Origin of the sequence: Vibrio sp. D417a, assembly GCF_030248595.1 — a bacterium.
In the GTDB taxonomy this organism is placed as follows: Bacteria; Pseudomonadota; Gammaproteobacteria; order Enterobacterales; family Vibrionaceae; genus Vibrio; species Vibrio alginolyticus.
In genome coordinates this window covers 1-15812 of record NZ_JAHGAM010000022.1, presented here as the reverse complement: position 1 = coordinate 15812, position 15812 = coordinate 1, and the positions used below count along the sequence as shown (strand labels likewise).

Genomic DNA, 15812 nt, shown 5'->3' with positions numbered 1-15812 from the left:
GCAACGCTTGGCATTTTTGCAATGCGTTGCGTTTTGTGTTTACGGTGGTATGCGGAAGCTTCGGTATTGCGTTGCTCACACCTTAACAGGGCGTTAGTCGCCAGAAAAAGCTTATAGTCAAAATCATGTTTCTAAGCTCAAAACTTGGCTACTGATTGCTTGGTCCATTGTTCGATCTTCGACGGTCAAAGCTCAGTTTCATCGGTCCTAAATCAATGTGTTGTTATTTCCCAAGCGGTTGTTTCGTTCTCTGATGCTGACAGAGCAGGGCAATCGAGAGTCTGTTCTCGTTTGCAGCTCCGCTCGGTGAGTTTGTTGGGTACAAAAGCAGATTTGCTCGCTGAAATGACTTTTTCTCTGGTTTTGTAAGTTCCACGTGGTTTCAGTGACTTTGTTGAAAGTCCGCACTGGGAGATTTGCTTTCCAAAAGCGCTTTTTGGTGTTGTCAGTCCGTTTTCTGCGGCGTTGTTTGTTCCAAGTGGTTTCATTGAATAGCCGCTTTGAGACTACGCCTGACTTAAATGCATCAAAGCACATAAAGTTTGTTGTTCGCAAAGTTTAGTTTGGCTTAAAATTGTCGCTCGGTGCCTCGCGACTAACAAACTGCTCAAGAGGGATTCACAACGCGTGGCATTTTTACTATGCGTTGATTTTAGTGATTAAGGTGGTTTGCGGCGGCTTCGGTATTGCGTTGCTCACCCCTTAGCAGGGCGTTAGGTACTTTATCGTTTACAAATGAATATTGTGGAGGTGCGGGGTGCAACAAGGGAAACTCATCTGGCATGTAGCATGTGACGAATCTGGTGTCGGGGGGCAAAAATATTACGGATTTGGTTCTTTGTGGATGAAGTATCAAAGACGTGGTGATTTTGCTCAAAAGGTTAGAGAGCTTCGTGACAAGCATAGATACCACGATGAAATTAAGTGGCAAAAAGCCCATAAAAAACACTATGCTGAATTTTATTCAGATTTGATAGATATGTTTTTTAAACATCAATGGTTAGCGTTTCACTGTATTGTTATCAGAAAGGGTATGGTGAACAAGCAATATCATGGTGGTGATTATGACCTTGCTATGCGAAAGCACTTTACTAAGTTAATCACGACGAAAATTTCAGCCGTTAAAAAAGCTCATCCGAATCGACAGTGTGAATTTAGAATTGAAGTTGACCCAATAGCTTCTCGATATGATAAAGCAGATGAAGCTTTTCATATTATAGCTAACCGAACTCTTCGCCGTAGCTTTAATGGAGAAAACCCTATTAAGTCCGTTGTCGAAAAAGACTCAAAGAAATCAGAAAATATTCAAATTTCCGACTTTCTGTTAGGTGCCGTTATGAGTGCTTTTCAAGGTGCTGCAACATCACCCGCTAAGCTAAAAGTCGCTGAAAAAGTCGCACAATATTTAGGGTGGGATTCTTTGGGGTACGATACCAAACCGCATGAAAGGAAGTTCAATATTTGGTATTTTCATGACCGTACTCAAGGGGTAAGAGAGGTTGAAACTAAGCCTGTTGAGCTAAAGTATGCGCTTCCTAAACGTACCTAACAAAGCATTTAAGAGTGATTCGCAACGCTTGGCAGTTTCGCTTCGCTCAAGTATAGCCAAGCGCCGCTCACACCTTAATGCGGCGTTAGTTTGCAAGAGGAAAAACGCGCCTATATCGCAAGATCTAGTGGTAAAAACTTAAAGTCGAAATTGTCGTATTGGCACTCAATTTCAGTGTTAACTTGCGTGGTGTAAACTCAAAATTGGTATCGTTTCAACGTTTGATTTGTTCTTTTATGCGGCGACTTTTGGGGTAAAGGAGTTGAATTTTTTTGCTGCAACTCTGCTCGTTGAGTTTGTTGGTATAAAAGCCGATCTACTCGCTGAAATGACGCTTTCTTTGGTGTGGCAAGTTCCACGTGGTTTCAGTGACTTTGTTGAAAGTCCGCATTGTGGGATTGGTTTTCCAAAAGCGCTTTTTGGTGTTGTGAGTTCGTTTTCTGCGGCGTTGTTTGTTCCAAGTGGTTTCATTGAGTAGCCGCTTTTAGGCTACGCCTGACCTAGGTGCATCAAAACACATAAAGTTTATTGTTTGCAAAGTTTAAAATAACGTAAAATCAACGCTTTGGGTTTGCAAACTAACAAACTGCTCAAGAGGGATTCGCAACGCGTGGCATTTTTACTATGCGTTGGTTTAAGTGATTAAGGTGGTATGCGGCGGCTTTTGTATTGCGTTGCTCACCCCTTAGCAGGGCGTTATGTGCAAGGAGGCAAGATGACCAAAGTGTACTTATTCGATTGGGGCGATACACTAATGATCGATTTCCCAGATCAAATAGGGAAAATGTGTGACTGGGAAAATATCCAAGCTGTAAACGGTGCGCTGCAAACCCTAGAAGCACTGTCGAAACAACATCAAATCTATGTCGCTACTAATGCTGCTGACTCAACAGAAAGTGATATGAAATTGGCTTTCGACCGAGTAGGTTTATCGCCTTTTATCTCAGGCTACTTTTGCAAAGCTAACCTTGGTATTGGTAAAGGTGCTCCGGAATTCTTCAATCGAATTATCGACACTTTAAACGTAGAGCCTAAATCGGTGGTTATGGTCGGTGACTCATACGACAAAGATATTGAGCCAGCTGTAACAGTCGGCATTCAAGCTATTTGGTTTAATCCTATAGGTAAAGTTGCTCAGGGAAGTCATGAAGTAAAAGAAATTAGGCATTTGTCGGAACTTTGCACATAACAAAGCGTTTAAGGCAGATTCGCAACGCGTGGCATTTTGGGTTTTAATCAGTTTTAGTGTTTATGGCACAATAGTTTAGGTTAGGTGGTAGCGTTGCTCACTACTTAACGCGGCGTTAGGCTTATAGAACGAGAAACTATGAAAATATTATATTCAGGCGGTCTACAAATCCGCTCTAATGATGCACAAGAGCGATTGTTAAATGTTAATACTTTCTTAGATGGTGAGTTGGCTTTCCACAACTTATATCGAGAAGTTAAAGCAAGTGATTTTCCTATTGCTCAGGATTGCTTTGGTGACCAGTTTTTTATTCGAGATAATTTGGTAGTTAAATTGAATGCCGAAACTGGTGATATTGATGAATTTGGTTGTACTTGGGAACAGTTTTTGGCTTGGGTTGACGAGGATCCAATTGAAAGGTTGAGCATTCCAAACGATTTGGATTTAAAGGCTGGTCAGCTATTATTCGCGTATCCACCTTTCTGCACTGCAGAGGGAAATAATGCATCTATAAAAGCAATAGATGGTGTCGAGCTAATCAGGTTCCACGCTAATTTTGCGAAGCAGATAAACGGCGAATAATAAGCCTAACAAACTGTTCAAGAGGGATTCGCAACGCGTGGCATTTTCACTATGCGTTGGTTCTAGTGTTTAAGGTGGTATGCGGCGCCTTCGGTATTGCGTTGCTCACCCCTTAACAGGGCGTTAGAACTTACTACTGAAAAATCATAGAGCGAGAAATGAAAGAGTTACTTTTATTATCAGCTTTGCTATTTGGAGCAAACGTTTTAGCACAAGAAAAAATCGACCTTGATAGCTCCTATTGGGAAATCGTTCCTAATGGTCATACTATAATTGAGGCTATTCATGGTGACCTAAATGGAGATGGTAGAGACGATATTGTTTTGATGATACAAGGTACAGACCAAAACAAAATGGTCACTGATGAGTACCGTGGTCAGTTAGATCTCAACCGAAGAGGAATTATTGTTGCTTTAAGAAATAACGACGAGTACGACGTCGTTGTTGAAAATGACAATTGCTTCTTTTCTGTTGATGAAGAAGGAAGGGCTGAAGAAATCTTAATGAGTATTACAAAAGGAAACTTACATATTGATTTTTTAGATGGTCGATTTGAGAACCAGTGGAGTTACAACTTCCGTTACCAAGATTCAGATCTTGAGTTAATCGGTTATGACGCAATGGCTAATCGAGGTCCTAGAGTGGAGGTAGTTACTAGTATTAATTACCTGACAAAAAAGATGCTCACTACAGAAAATGTTAGTGAGCTTGATGATGATGTCCCAATATTTAAAGAGAAGTGGTCAACCTTTGTTCTTGAACACAGATTTAAGTTAAGCCAAATCAGCGACTTTACTGAATTTGGTGATGGTGTACGAAATAGATAGATCCGCAGTGAGACGTAATTCTAACAAACTGTTTAAGAGTGATTCACAACGCGTGGCATTTTTACTATGCGTTGATTTTAGTGTTTAAGGTGGTTTGCGGCAGCTTTTGTATTGCGTTGCTCACACCTTAACAGGGCGTTAAGTGCAATCAGCGAGAGTCACATCAAAAAAGTAGGGAAGTATGAGCATTAATATAAAATGGGATGGTGATTGTCGCTTTAAAGTGTCAACTGAAGGCGGTTTTACGTTTAATGTTGACGCTACAAGTGAGAAAGCCCCTTGTCCAACGGAAGTTCTATTGTCGGCTTTAGGTTCATGTAGTGCTACGGATGTCGTCTTGTTACTACAAGATCAAGGTTTTGAAGTTCAAGGTCTAGAAAATACGGTTACTTTTGCCCTAACGGAATCAGAACCTCGTTTATATAAATCGGCAAACTTACACTTTACAGTAAATGGCAGTGGTTTTAAGGAATCTGACATTTTGCGAGCAGCTCAAGAAGCGGTGGAAAAGCATTGTCATGTTTGTCTTATGTTGAGCCCTACGATCGATATCACTTGTTCAGCCGAAGTGGGTAAAAATTGCACTTAACAAAGCGTTTAAGAGGGATTTGGCACGCGTGGCATTTTTAACATGCGTTGAGTTTAGTGTTTAAGGTGCTTTGCAGAAGCTTTTGTATTGCGTGCCGGCACCCCTTAACGCGGCGTTAGCTATTTCTCGTATATAAAGGAGTTCCAGTGGTAAAAGTTCTCGTTAGTTCATGTCTGGTCGGAAACAACGTTAGATACAATGCGAGCTGTTTATCAGTCAAAGAGCCTGAGCTGCTATGGCTCAAGTCAAACGCAGAACTAGTGATCTTTTGCCCCGAAGTCTCAGCAGGTTTACCTATTCCTAGAGCACCTGCCGAAATCATTACTGGTAAAGGTGTTGATGTGCTTGATGGTTTGGCAAACGTTGTTGGAAATGATGGTATTGATGTTACTGAACAATTTGTAAGTGGGGCAGAGAACGCTTTGGAGCTTTGCAAAAAACAGAAAATAAAGTACGCGATACTCGCTGAAGGCAGCCCTTCCTGTGGTAGTTCAAAAATTTATGACGGTACATTCAACGGGATCAAAATCGATGGCTCAGGGGTAGCTACTGCATTGTTAGAGCGCAATGGAATTAAAGTCTACAGTCAACATACGATAGCTAAGCTCCGAGAGGCGTTGGAAAAAAATAGCTAACAAACTGTTCAAGAGGGATTCGCAACGCGTGGCATTTTCACTATGCGTTGATTTTAGTGTGTAAGGTGGTCTGCGGAGGCTTCGGTATTGCGTTGCTCACCCCTTAACAGGGCGTTAAATTACTCACCTAAGGAATATCCAGTGTTTAATAAAATTATATTCATATTCATATTCATATTCATATTCGTGTTACTACCTGTGTCGTTAAGTATTGTTTTAAACCTAGATTCTAACGACGATATTTCAGTTGATAGTGTGTTGGAAACATTAGCTGAGTCTGGTGCGATAATCGTAGATGAGACTAGCGGATTAAAGGAACTGGTCCCTACTGCCTTAACAGCGCAAGACAAATGTCTGTTGGAAACTTCAGTGAATTTTTTTGATTTGGTAGAAAAGAAAAAAACAGGTGTTGTTTTCAATCAGTCTGAATTACTTCTGGAATATGGTTGGGTAGCTTTAGAGGTTAGTGCTAGATATATTGCACTGAATCGCGCTGGTTTAGTTAATTTCTGTTATGCGACGGGACTAACTGAAAATGAGGGGGCTACGAGAGATTGTGAACAATTAAACACTGACGAGCTGCTTAAGCATCTAGACATTGGCAATACTCTCTCTTTAGATCAGGCAAATACAATTGCGATAAAAACAGTTCATATGCTTACAAATTTTAAAAACTCTTCATTTGAGAAAGCATTTGGCTCATGTGTCAAAATGTAATTTAACAAACTGTTCAAGAGTGATTCGCAACGCGTGGCATTTTTACTATGCGTTGGTTTTAGTGTTTAAGGTGATTTGCGGAAGCATTGGTATTGCGTTGCTCACACCTTAACAGGGCGTTATGCCTATAAGAGGAAATATGGATAGTAAATGGGAGTGTTTTGGGTGTGGGCATAGCAATGAACACTCATCATTGAAGTGCGAAAAGTGCGGGTCTTTAGGCAAAGAGCTTGCAAACAAGCAGATGGCAAACCACCTGTTAGGGAATGACAAAGTGAAATCGAAGTTTGAATACAGCTGTGATAAATGTGGTTCAGAATCATATGAGGTTGGTGAGCTAAGAGCCAGTGGTGGATTTTGGAGTACATTTTTCAATTACAACAAACACCGTTTTTATTTCTTATCATGCAGTAGTTGCGGTCACACTGAGTTTTACAAACGAGGTCTAGGTACTGGACAAAAAATACTAGATTTTCTAGGTGGTTAGCATAGGCATAACAAACTGTTCAAGAGGGATTCGCAACGCGTGGCATTTTTACTATGCGTTGGTTTAAGTGATTAAGGTGGTTTGCGGCGGCTTTGGTATTGCGTTGCTCACCCCTTAACAGGGCGTTATGTACTTATACGGTTAATCTGCCTTATAATTCTAACCTTAAGAATCTTATTTTAAGTTATTGATTTATGAAATATTTAACTCCACTTATATTCATGTTAATTACTGGTGGTGCGTATGCAGATGTACCGCAGTGGATGAAGCGATCTGAACCAAACAATTTAGGTTTGTTTTCTTCAATCTATGGTGACTGTCCTTTTACTAACGAGACACTAGTAAAGCGCATTGAGGGGGAATTTCTTAGGGCGCGTATAAAGGCGAATAACGATCTTTCATTTAACCTAACAGTTAATACCCTATGTATGAGTATTAATAATAAGGGTGGAGACAATACAGGTACAGCGGTTTCCTATGAAATTAGGTTTGGCACACAAGCACCTACAGGTGATTTCGTCCTGTATGAAAATCCAAATTACGGTTCGATGCTTATTGGTGGAAAAGGTCCTGACTCTTCACAGTTTTTTGTAACGACTATCACAAGTAGTGTAGAAGAGGCTCTTACGGACTATCTCCGAGCAAATTTTTAGTAAAACGTACATAACAAACTGTTTAAGAGTGATTCGCAACGCGTGGCATTTTTAATATGCGTTGCGTTTAGTGTTTAAGGTGGTATGCGGAAGCATCGGTATTGCGTTGCTCACACCTTAACAGGGCGTTAGCTTAATCGAGGAAATAATGGACTATATCGTTAAAGGTCATTTTTACTACAATATGCAGTCATCTCAAATCTTACCTTCAAGAAGCGTTCTGACTATTACCGATGTAAATGTTGAGTATTCTACTCAAAATACCTTCGATTTACTTGTAGTGATGATGAACCCTGGGAAGTCTAAACCCAAGTGTTCTAAGCGTTGGTTTGAACATTCGATTGCTGATCTGTCAAAGTTAACGGAAGCTGTACCCGACGCGACTCAATATCAAATAATGAAAGTTATGAGGAAAGTTAAGCTACATAATGCACTTATTTTAAATATATCTGATATTTGTGAAACGGAGTCAAACACATTCTGTAAAAATGTTAATGAACTTGAATATTCTAATGTTGGGACATCTCATTCTGTATTTTCTCCAGAGAGGGGAGAAGAACTGAATAGCTACCTTAGTAAGTTATCAGGCAGTGCTGTTGTCATTGCATCAGGCGTAGACTATAAATTGAGGTTCTTGACGAAGCAGATGTTAGACAAGATGAAAGGATATAACTTGATATCTAGCCGACATGAAAACGGTCTCTTTTATCATCCACTTCCTAGGTTTGAATATCAACGTGAAGAGTGGGTTAGTACTATTGTTGGAAAATTAAGCTAACAAAGCATTTAAGAGTGATTCGCAACGTTTGGCAGTTTCGCTTCGCTCAAGTATAGCCAAGCGCTGCTCACACCTTAATGCGGCGTTATGCGTAATTGATGGAGTACCGAGAATTAGATGGAAGTAGTAGAAGCGGAGAAATCGGATTTAGATTCATTCTTTGTGTATCTAGAAAATCAGCTGTCTGAAAATGGCAATGGAGAAGTTCCTCTTTTCCAGCCAATGTCCAGAGAGCAAAGTGAAATTCCTGAAACAACAAAAGATAAGTTTATCCAAGGCTTTTCTCATCAGTTTGGCGACTTAGGTTGGAGAAAACTTTGGGTTGTAAAAGACACCTCTGGAAATATCAAAGGTCATGTTGATCTTCGCCACCACAGTGATGGAAGCCGTTCTCACAGGGTTCTATTAGGTATGGGCGTAGATGTTTCTTGCCGGAAGCAAGGTCTTGGTCAAAGACTCATTGATGCTGTTATAAATTTCTGCCAAGAAAAAGCTGAAATTGACTGGCTTGATCTTTGTGTATTATCAGAGAATTTCCCAGCAAAGAACCTCTACCTAAAGGCAGGGTTCAATGTTGTTGGAGAGTTCAAAGATCAATATAGAATCGACGGTTTGTCAGTCTCGGAAACAGCAATGACAAAGTACGTCAAAAATTACGCATAACAAACTGTTCAAGAGTGATTCGCAACGCGTGGCATTTTCACTATGCGTTGCGTTTAGTGTTTAAGGTGGTATGCGGGAGCTTCGGTATTGCGTTGCTCACACCTTAACAGGGCGTTATACATCAACTCGAAAAATTAGAAAGGGAGCTTCGAGATGTTTAAAAAATGGATGTTTTTGATATGTATTTTGTCTTTGGTTGGTTGTTCGAATCGAGGACCAATGAAATCCGGTTTTGGACCTGTAGAAACCTCTAAATACATAGAGTTGTTAGAAAGAGATTTAGTTTCAAGCAATGAGTCTATTTTGGTTTATTCTGAGTCTATGTTCACGGAAGGGTTATATGCATATTCAGGTGCTTTAATTTTAACTGACCAGCAAGTGATTTTTGCAGAGTGGGATAATGATTCTTATGAATACAGACCAATATATTCGACTCTCTTGAATGATATCGTTGAAGTTGAACAGTGTAATCCTCTGGCTGCCACCATCTCGTTAATTGGACAAGTATTTTGTGTTTATACTGACGAAGAATCCGTCTCTTTTGCAACTGAAAAATACAAGCAATTCTTGTACTTGATTGAGAAAAATACACGATCTTAGATTAAATGTATAACAAACTGTTCAAGAGTGATTCGCAACGCGTGGCATTTTTACTATGCGTTGGTTTTAGAGTTTAAGGTGGTATGCGGTAGCTTCGGTATTGCGTTGCTCACACCTTAACAGGGCGTTAGGCAAAGGGCAAAAAAGTTCTTAGTTCTAATATTCTTGTTCCCTCTGGCAGTTCGTTTTTCTAAGTCGGCAATTCAGCATTGCCGGCTCAAGTCCTTGAACCTCTCCAACCGTAAAACATGTCAAAATTCGTGGGTTGCCTCATTGGTTTTCAGTGTTGGTCGGTGGTGAATTTCACTGGCTTAAGGTGTGGAAAGGGCTAGTTCAAAGAAGCTTTCGTATTCGCTGTCATTTCGCAGTTTTTGGTTTCTCAGGTTCAAAAGCCACTTTCTCGCTGAAAGTCTGTATTTCGTGGTTATCGAAATTTCGGCTGTAATATAGTGGCTTTTATGGTTCTTGAATCACAAAAAGTCAGTGGGTGTTTGGTTGCTTATTTTGTTTCGGGTAATCTGCTTTCCAAATAACTTAAACACTGGTTGGATACTTCGCCTAACAAGGCGTTTAAGGCGGATTCACAACGCTTGGCGATTTCAGTTCCAGTCACGTTAAGTGTTTAAGGTACAATGGTTTAGGTTTGGTGGTTTGCGTTGTTCACCACTTAACGCGGCGTTATGTGTCAATGGGTTTCTAAACAGAGTGAGAAAGATAAAAATGCAGTTTATTTGGGAAGTCTCGGACGTAGAAATAGATACCTTGTTACCTCAGTGGAAATGGTTGCTTAATCCTACAGGGAAACCTTTGTATCTAACCATCATGGGTGACTGGCTATTTGGTGAAGTGGATGGCTCAATTTCATTGTTATCGGTTTTAGATGGTACCTATGAAACAATTGCTTCGGACTTTCATGAGTACAATAAAATGAATAAATCACAAGATTGGTGTGATAATGTCTTTTTAACTAGTTGGTATGACTTGGCGCTCGAACACGGGCTACAACCAAAACAAGACGAATGCTTAGGTTGGGATCTGCATCCAATTATTGGTGGTGAGTTTTGTATGGAAAATTTGCAAGTATTTACTATGAAAGTATATCAATCACTAATGTCTCAGTTGCATTTTCAACTTCAGCACGCAAACACATAACAAACTGTTTAAGAGTGATTCGCAACGCGTGGCATTTTTGCTATGCGTTGCGTCTAATGTTTAAGGTGGCATGCGGGAGCATCGGTATTGCGTTGCTCACACCTTAACAGGGCGTTAGTGTTTACATCAAAATTTACGCAAAAATAGGGAAGTTGTATGAGTAAATCTGTCTATGTTGCTGGAAGTTTCAAGAATCTAGAAAAGATGCAGGCTATACGAGAAACGTTGGTCAATGCAGGTATTGAAACTACTATTTCTGAGCCTCTTCAAGCTAATGGTATTGATGGTTGCTTGCAGCGCATTAGAAAAGCCGACATTACCTATATTCTAAATTTTGGTGGTTACGTCGGAAAAAGTGTAGCAATGGATATTGGTTATGCTTTAGGTCTCGGCAAACCAGTTTATGCTCTTGAACCAATTGACGATCCAGACATAACTCACTTGCTAACACGTGTTGTCACGCCAGGTGAAGTTATTGCTGAACTCAGTGGAAATAGTAAAAACTAACAAACTGTTCAAGAGGGATTCGCAACGCGTGGCATTTTCATCATGCGTTGGTTTTAGTGTTTAAGGCGGTATGCGGCGACTTCGGTATTGCGTTGCTCACCCCTTAACAGGGCGTTAGTACGGGTTTGACATCAAAGGTCATAAGTTTTGGTGTTTATCTGTTTCGGCGCTCGTATTTACACCTTTCAGTTAGTGCCTTTCACGTTCTTTCCGGTGGCACTATATGCGGAGTATTCGCTTTGACTTCAACGTTTACGGCTTCTAACTCTTAGCCTATTTCTTTGGCGCTTCTTCATTTTCGTGGCGGCTTTTGAGAGAACCTTGATTACTTTTGGTGTGGCTATTGAAGTGCGAGGAAAGAATCCTTTTCTAATTTTAAGCCAGTGAAAGTAGGGCAGTTCAGTGCGTTTTTCTTCTAGTCAACTTTCGCCTTTCATTCGGGGTAAAGTTTTGTAGCTGCCCGTCTCACTTCAGTGTTCAAAGCCTTTCATATCATCTCAATTTTCAATATCTTGGAGCGCATAAATAGAAGTAGCGCATGTACTAACAAATTGCTTAAGAGTGATTCGTAACGCGTGGCATTTTTACTTTGCGGTGGCTTATGGTGATTAAGGCGCTGTGCGGTAGCTTTTGTATTGCGTTACTCACACCTTAGCAAGGCGTTATGTGCAGGAGTTCAAATGAACAAATATGGTGATGTTGCTGTAGCAGCTACTCACATCGCTCAAACTGGAGTCTGTCCAGTTGAAGCTTGGAATACAGCTGCAGAAAAAGAGTTCAAGGACAATGCTACTTCCATCAAAAAAGAGTGTCCAAAAAACGCTTTTCTAGGTTTAGCCGAAAGTGGCTTTGTCGTTGGCGTGCCCAAAGGAAGCTATACAAAATCAGTTTTAAATAAACAATATGCTTTAGAGGCAGTTAGGCTGCTAAACGAAAATCCAAGCATGCAAAATAACATCAAAAAACTCTGGGTTCAGTCATGTGGCTCCGAGTCTAAAGTGCATAATAGCCAAATGGATGTTGTTGTGTCGTTGTTGTCTCTAGGGTTGCTGGAGTAAGCACATAACAAACTGTTCAAGAGGGATTCGCAACGCGTGGCATTTTCACTATGCGTTGGTTTTAGTGATTAAGGTGGTATGCGGCAACTTTGGTATTGCGTTGCTCACCCCTTAACAGGGCGTTAGGCAGCAAAGTGTAAGCCCCAAGTAGTATGGGGCTTTGTGCTATCTAGATATATTGTGAGTAAACATCTTCTAGAGCTGTTAAGCGCATTTCGGGAATCGAATGTTTAACGCCCTCTTCAAACATAGTTTCTAAATTACCAATTGAACTTCGAGAAATATAGTTCTCACCTTGGTCTCCAAAGTAGCAAAGAACCAGATCCCCGTCATGATCAACTCCTCGGTGGTCGAACATTTTTATTTGTTTGAGGTATTCCTCAAGCGATTTACTTTCAGGGTCGACATTCGCTGCCTGAACCAAGTCACTCATGTTAAGAGATAGAGCATGATCTTCCATAAGCCCTTCATCGTTTTCGAATTCGACAGTAGCAACAAGTTCGTCCTCAATTAAGGCAAAGAAGTTATATGTTTGTGTTTTTATAAAGTCTTGCCTTAATACTTCTTTGGTCTCATCAATACCTACTTCTTTGTCATGCAAACTAGCTACAAGTGCTTCAAGTTTCGATGACGAACCTGCTAGCTTATCGAGAATTGTAGCCATCTCCTGAACCTTGTCTTGTTCTTTACGTTTTTGTAGAAAACTATAAAAAAGACCTGCCCACTGTTTTTTCAAGTGGTTCTCAATATCGGTGAAAGACTGATAATTCTCAATGCCATTGTTTGTAGATGAGCGGTGCACAGATTCGATGAAGTTAAATATAGGAATTGCATCATCTTGTTTGTTTATACCCGGGTGGTGCATCCCTTCAGCAAACTCTTTTCCTTTATTACGGAGGTTCTCTTTGTAATAGTGTTGTGCATTGCTTACATCGTTCTTTACAAACGTAAAAATAGGCAGTCCTAACTCCCTTGCTTTGTTATATTCAGCTTGAGTAATTGACTCTCCGTTTCCTCCTTTTAGCTTGCCTCCATACCTCCCTGAGATAATTAAAACCATCATGTCAGCATGGGCAACCTCATTTATACAGGAAGTGTGAGTATGCTCATCGATATCGTAATAAACGCCGCTATACTCACTTAGAATAGGTTGGAAGCCATAGTTAACTATAAAGCGTTCTAATTGAGCTCTTTCTTCTGCTAAGTCATAACAAGTTGAACTAACAAAAATTTTAGGAGTAGCCATCTGATTCTCGGGGTAACTTTCATTATGTTCGTAATATTACCTCTTTCGGCTCTGCTCTGCCAATCCTTGAGTCGAGAAGCTAAAATACGGTTTAATTGTGAAAATAGTTTGTAGTAATCTGCTGCCTAACAAACAATTTAAGAGTGATTCAGCACGATTGGCATTTTCGCTTTGGGTTAAGTTTAGTGTTTACGGCGGTCAAGTGTAGTGTCGTGGTAGCGTGCTTCACACCTTAATTGGGCGTTATGCGCTCGCAGAAATGGAGATAATCAATCATGGAAGATTTAGCTAATTCGTTAAGAAGTTCTGGCCTAAAAGTCAAAATTAAAAAAGGAAAAATTGCAGTTCGGCTTGACGGGCTTTCAAATCCGGTTTCGATAATAAAAGATATACCTGATGATGAGTATAAAGTGAAAACTCATGATTCGATTCTATCGATAATTGCCTGTCTTTTGCTATTTATTGGTCTGTCAGGTATTTATGAGTTTAGTGGTAATGCTTTGATAAATATTGCACTTATCTCCGTTTCTATATTGTCTTTTGTTACAGTGTTACTTACAGAGTTTAAGCTGACTAAATTACGCGCTACTGTAGTTGCTTTCAATCGTGGAGAACGCGCATAACAAATTGTTCAAGAGTGATTCGGCACGCGTGGCATTTTTACTATGCGTTGGTTTTAGTGGTTAATGTGGTATGCGGAGACTTAGGTATTGCGTGCCTCACACCTTAACAAGGCGTTATGTAGCCGCGAGAGGACGGTAAGTTAAAAGGATTTATATATGTTAAATATTCGCCAAGCTCGCATTGAAGATATCAGTGTTATCAAGAAACTACAGTTTCAGCTTAATGAGTATCATCAAGCAAATTTACCTGATGACTTTTTATCACCGGAAGAAATTGAACAAAAAATAGACCTGCACAAGATAATCGAAAGTGAAAGCTCGATTTGTCTGGTAGCCGAAAGCAATGGGCAGTTAGTAGGTTTTGTTTTTGGTGAGCTATGGGTTCGTAAGTCTTGGACACTCAAACAGCGAAAGATCGCAAGCGTTGAACAGATTGTAGTGGATTCACGCTTTAGGAGTCAGGGTGTTGGACTGGCGCTAATAGAGGCATTTGAAGAAAGGGCTATTTCTAACGGCGGAGAAGAGCTGTGGTTAGAGGTATATTCTTTCAATGAATCTGCTCTAGCTTTGTATCGCAAAGCTGGTATTGCGCCCAAAATCCAAATTGGACAGAAAGCACTAACCTGAAAGTCGGCTACATAACAAATTGTTCAAGAGTGATTCGGCACGCGTGGCATTTTTACTATGCGTTAGTTTTAGTGGTTAAGGTGGTATGCGGAAGCTTAGGTATTGCGTGCCTCACACCTTAACAAGGCGTTATGTGCTTTAGAGGAAAATAGACATGGAAGTAGTAGAAGCTAGCCCTGACTTGGCTCCAATGTTAGCTAGTTATGCGAAAGAATGCTTCAACTCGGGTATCCCAAAGTATTCAGATGTTGAGTTAAACCCTGAAGCTTATTTGTCGGGTTTGGTTGAGCGCTCTAAGGCAACCTCCGAATTACCAAACGGATATTTACCAAGTACAACGTACTACTGCATTTCGAACTCTGAAATCTTAGGTGCTATTCGAGTCCGTACAGGGACGAATGCGAACGTAGAGAATGTAATAGGGCACATTGGTTACGAGACTAGACCATCAGCTCGTGGCAAAGGCATTGCTTCGTTTCTTCTAGCTTGGGTACGTGATCATGTGGTAACTGACTCGGTTATTGTTACCTGTTCAATTGATAACCCAGCATCTCAAAAGGTTATAGAAAACTGCGGTGGCGTATATTTGGGTAACTATACAGACGATAATGAGGGTACAGTAAGGCGCTATCGTTTAGCACGCACATAACAAACAATTTAAGAGTGATTCAGCACGCTTGGCATTTTCGGTTTGGGTCAAGTTTAGTGATTAAGGTGTTTAAATTGAGTTTCGTGGTCGCGTGCTTCACACCTTAATTGGGCGTTAGGCGACGGGCAGAAAAGTTCTTTGTTCTCATCTTCTTAGTTCCATTTAGCAGTTCGCCTTTCTATTTCGGCAACTTAGCATTGTCTTCTCAAATTCTTGAATATCTCCAACCGTAAAACATGCCAAAATTCGTGGGCTGCCTCATTGGTTTTTAGTGTCGGTTGGTGGCAAGTTTCACTGGCTTAAAGTGCGGCAAAGGCAAGTCAATCGTAGCTTTCGTTTTTGCTATTAGCTCGTAGCTATTAGTTTCTCAGGTTCAAAAGCTACTTAGTCGCTGCAAATTCGCATTTCGTGGTTGTTGAAACCTTGGCTGAAACATAGTGGCTCTTATGGTTCTTGAATCACAAAAAGTGAGTGGGTGTTTGGTTGGTTATAGGGTTTCGGGTAATCTGCTTTCAAAACAACTTAAACACTGGAGGAAAACTTCGCCTAACAAGGCGTTTAAGGCGGATTCACAACGCTTGGCGTTCTTAGTTTAAATTGAATTTAGTGTTTAAGGTACAATGGCTTAGGTTTGGTGGTTTGCGTTGTTCACCACTTAACGCGGCGTTAGTACGGGTTTGG

At 40.5% G+C, this 15812-nt stretch carries 20 protein-coding genes and 1 pseudogene; 19 read left to right on the top strand and 2 right to left on the bottom strand.

From position 1 onward, the window contains the following. Positions 1-223: 223 nt before the first annotated feature. Positions 224-488, bottom strand: a pseudogene (locus KI742_RS23540) (hypothetical protein). Between the two features lie 269 nt (positions 489-757). Here KI742_RS23540 and KI742_RS19445 point away from each other — a divergent pair. The 16 genes from KI742_RS19445 to KI742_RS19315 all read left to right on the top strand — a co-directional run bounded on the left by KI742_RS19445 (position 758) and on the right by KI742_RS19315 (position 11986). Continuing rightward, positions 758-1549: a DUF3800 domain-containing protein gene (locus KI742_RS19445; protein ID WP_140167826.1), complete on the top strand. Its 792-nt coding sequence runs from the start codon at positions 758-760 to the stop codon at positions 1547-1549. Positions 1550-1811: 262 nt separating this feature from the next. Then, entirely contained in the window at positions 1812-2027 is a 216-nt protein-coding gene (locus KI742_RS19440; protein WP_265992223.1) for a hypothetical protein, read from the top strand. A 237-nt stretch (positions 2028-2264) separates the two neighbouring features. After that, positions 2265-2738: an HAD family hydrolase gene (locus KI742_RS19435; protein ID WP_285386317.1), complete on the top strand. Its 474-nt coding sequence runs from the start codon at positions 2265-2267 to the stop codon at positions 2736-2738. A 138-nt stretch (positions 2739-2876) separates the two neighbouring features. After that, complete coding sequence (locus tag KI742_RS19430; protein ID WP_285386315.1) at positions 2877-3320, top strand: hypothetical protein; 444 nt, start codon at positions 2877-2879, stop codon at positions 3318-3320. A 158-nt stretch (positions 3321-3478) separates the two neighbouring features. Beyond that, positions 3479-4147 carry a hypothetical protein gene (locus KI742_RS19420; protein WP_025769008.1) on the top strand — a complete coding sequence of 223 codons (669 nt, stop codon included), beginning with the start codon at positions 3479-3481 and terminating at the stop codon, positions 4145-4147. Positions 4148-4328: 181 nt separating this feature from the next. Beyond that, positions 4329-4736, top strand: coding sequence for an OsmC family protein (locus KI742_RS19410; RefSeq protein ID WP_025527517.1), 408 nt, complete (start codon positions 4329-4331; stop codon positions 4734-4736). A 146-nt stretch (positions 4737-4882) separates the two neighbouring features. Continuing rightward, positions 4883-5371: a DUF523 domain-containing protein gene (locus KI742_RS19405; RefSeq protein WP_029559908.1), complete on the top strand. Its 489-nt coding sequence runs from the start codon at positions 4883-4885 to the stop codon at positions 5369-5371. Between the two features lie 141 nt (positions 5372-5512). After that, positions 5513-6088: a hypothetical protein gene (locus tag KI742_RS19395; RefSeq protein WP_285386305.1), complete on the top strand. Its 576-nt coding sequence runs from the start codon at positions 5513-5515 to the stop codon at positions 6086-6088. A gap of 121 nt (positions 6089-6209) precedes the next feature. Next, a complete protein-coding gene (locus tag KI742_RS19385; protein ID WP_306416703.1) occupies positions 6210-6575 on the top strand; it encodes a zinc ribbon domain-containing protein in 366 nt (121 codons plus the stop codon). 194 nt (positions 6576-6769) lie between these two features. Then, entirely contained in the window at positions 6770-7228 is a 459-nt protein-coding gene (locus KI742_RS19375) for a hypothetical protein (protein WP_285386306.1), read from the top strand. Positions 7229-7376: 148 nt separating this feature from the next. Beyond that, positions 7377-8006 (top strand): hypothetical protein, encoded by a 630-nt coding sequence (locus KI742_RS19365; protein WP_285386307.1) that lies wholly within the window; start codon positions 7377-7379, stop codon positions 8004-8006. A gap of 117 nt (positions 8007-8123) precedes the next feature. Next, entirely contained in the window at positions 8124-8669 is a 546-nt protein-coding gene (locus tag KI742_RS19360) for a GNAT family N-acetyltransferase (protein WP_054579716.1), read from the top strand. Between the two features lie 153 nt (positions 8670-8822). Continuing rightward, positions 8823-9269 (top strand): GRAM domain-containing protein, encoded by a 447-nt coding sequence (locus KI742_RS19350; protein WP_057619437.1) that lies wholly within the window; start codon positions 8823-8825, stop codon positions 9267-9269. Between the two features lie 720 nt (positions 9270-9989). Beyond that, a complete protein-coding gene (locus tag KI742_RS19340) occupies positions 9990-10421 on the top strand; it encodes a T6SS immunity protein Tdi1 domain-containing protein (RefSeq protein WP_042524345.1) in 432 nt (143 codons plus the stop codon). Positions 10422-10577: 156 nt separating this feature from the next. Next, entirely contained in the window at positions 10578-10928 is a 351-nt protein-coding gene (locus KI742_RS19330; RefSeq protein ID WP_186584884.1) for a nucleotide pyrophosphohydrolase, read from the top strand. A gap of 680 nt (positions 10929-11608) precedes the next feature. Continuing rightward, on the top strand, positions 11609-11986 hold the full coding sequence (locus KI742_RS19315; RefSeq protein WP_025769001.1) for a hypothetical protein: 378 nt from the start codon (positions 11609-11611) through the stop codon (positions 11984-11986). Positions 11987-12155: 169 nt separating this feature from the next. On the opposite strand, the gene KI742_RS19305 is transcribed toward KI742_RS19315, so the two are convergent. After that, positions 12156-13232 (bottom strand): DUF4062 domain-containing protein, encoded by a 1077-nt coding sequence (locus KI742_RS19305; protein ID WP_285386312.1) that lies wholly within the window; start codon positions 13230-13232, stop codon positions 12156-12158. A 275-nt stretch (positions 13233-13507) separates the two neighbouring features. Between KI742_RS19305 and KI742_RS19300 the strand changes: the two genes are divergently transcribed. The 3 genes from KI742_RS19300 to KI742_RS19280 all read left to right on the top strand — a co-directional run bounded on the left by KI742_RS19300 (position 13508) and on the right by KI742_RS19280 (position 15131). Beyond that, positions 13508-13855: a hypothetical protein gene (locus KI742_RS19300; RefSeq protein ID WP_151514922.1), complete on the top strand. Its 348-nt coding sequence runs from the start codon at positions 13508-13510 to the stop codon at positions 13853-13855. 156 nt (positions 13856-14011) lie between these two features. Then, positions 14012-14482, top strand: a complete 471-nt coding sequence (locus KI742_RS19290; RefSeq protein ID WP_104973959.1) for a GNAT family N-acetyltransferase — start codon at positions 14012-14014, stop codon at positions 14480-14482. Positions 14483-14636: 154 nt separating this feature from the next. After that, positions 14637-15131, top strand: coding sequence for a GNAT family N-acetyltransferase (locus tag KI742_RS19280; RefSeq protein ID WP_025768998.1), 495 nt, complete (start codon positions 14637-14639; stop codon positions 15129-15131). The last annotated feature ends 681 nt before the right edge of the window (positions 15132-15812 follow it).

Excerpts from the sequence above, each read along its gene's own strand:
- KI742_RS19330 (WP_186584884.1), top strand. The coding sequence starts at position 10,578 with ATGAGTAAATCTGTCTATGTTGCTGGAAGTTTCAAGAATCTAGAAAAG.
- KI742_RS19300 (WP_151514922.1), top strand. The coding sequence starts at position 13,508 with ATGGAAGATTTAGCTAATTCGTTAAGAAGTTCTGGCCTAAAAGTCAAA.
- KI742_RS19315 (WP_025769001.1), top strand. The coding sequence starts at position 11,609 with ATGAACAAATATGGTGATGTTGCTGTAGCAGCTACTCACATCGCTCAA.
- KI742_RS19340 (WP_042524345.1), top strand. The coding sequence starts at position 9,990 with ATGCAGTTTATTTGGGAAGTCTCGGACGTAGAAATAGATACCTTGTTA.
- KI742_RS19430 (WP_285386315.1), top strand. The coding sequence starts at position 2,877 with ATGAAAATATTATATTCAGGCGGTCTACAAATCCGCTCTAATGATGCA.
- KI742_RS19375 (WP_285386306.1), top strand. The coding sequence starts at position 6,770 with ATGAAATATTTAACTCCACTTATATTCATGTTAATTACTGGTGGTGCG.
- KI742_RS19385 (WP_306416703.1), top strand. The coding sequence starts at position 6,210 with ATGCCTATAAGAGGAAATATGGATAGTAAATGGGAGTGTTTTGGGTGT.
- KI742_RS19420 (WP_025769008.1), top strand. The coding sequence starts at position 3,479 with ATGAAAGAGTTACTTTTATTATCAGCTTTGCTATTTGGAGCAAACGTT.
- KI742_RS19410 (WP_025527517.1), top strand. The coding sequence starts at position 4,329 with ATGAGCATTAATATAAAATGGGATGGTGATTGTCGCTTTAAAGTGTCA.
- KI742_RS19365 (WP_285386307.1), top strand. The coding sequence starts at position 7,377 with ATGGACTATATCGTTAAAGGTCATTTTTACTACAATATGCAGTCATCT.
- KI742_RS19290 (WP_104973959.1), top strand. The coding sequence starts at position 14,012 with ATGTTAAATATTCGCCAAGCTCGCATTGAAGATATCAGTGTTATCAAG.
- KI742_RS19280 (WP_025768998.1), top strand. The coding sequence starts at position 14,637 with ATGGAAGTAGTAGAAGCTAGCCCTGACTTGGCTCCAATGTTAGCTAGT.
- KI742_RS19435 (WP_285386317.1), top strand. The coding sequence starts at position 2,265 with ATGACCAAAGTGTACTTATTCGATTGGGGCGATACACTAATGATCGAT.
- KI742_RS19305 (WP_285386312.1), bottom strand. The coding sequence starts at position 13,232 with ATGGCTACTCCTAAAATTTTTGTTAGTTCAACTTGTTATGACTTAGCA.
- KI742_RS19360 (WP_054579716.1), top strand. The coding sequence starts at position 8,124 with ATGGAAGTAGTAGAAGCGGAGAAATCGGATTTAGATTCATTCTTTGTG.
- KI742_RS19350 (WP_057619437.1), top strand. The coding sequence starts at position 8,823 with ATGTTTAAAAAATGGATGTTTTTGATATGTATTTTGTCTTTGGTTGGT.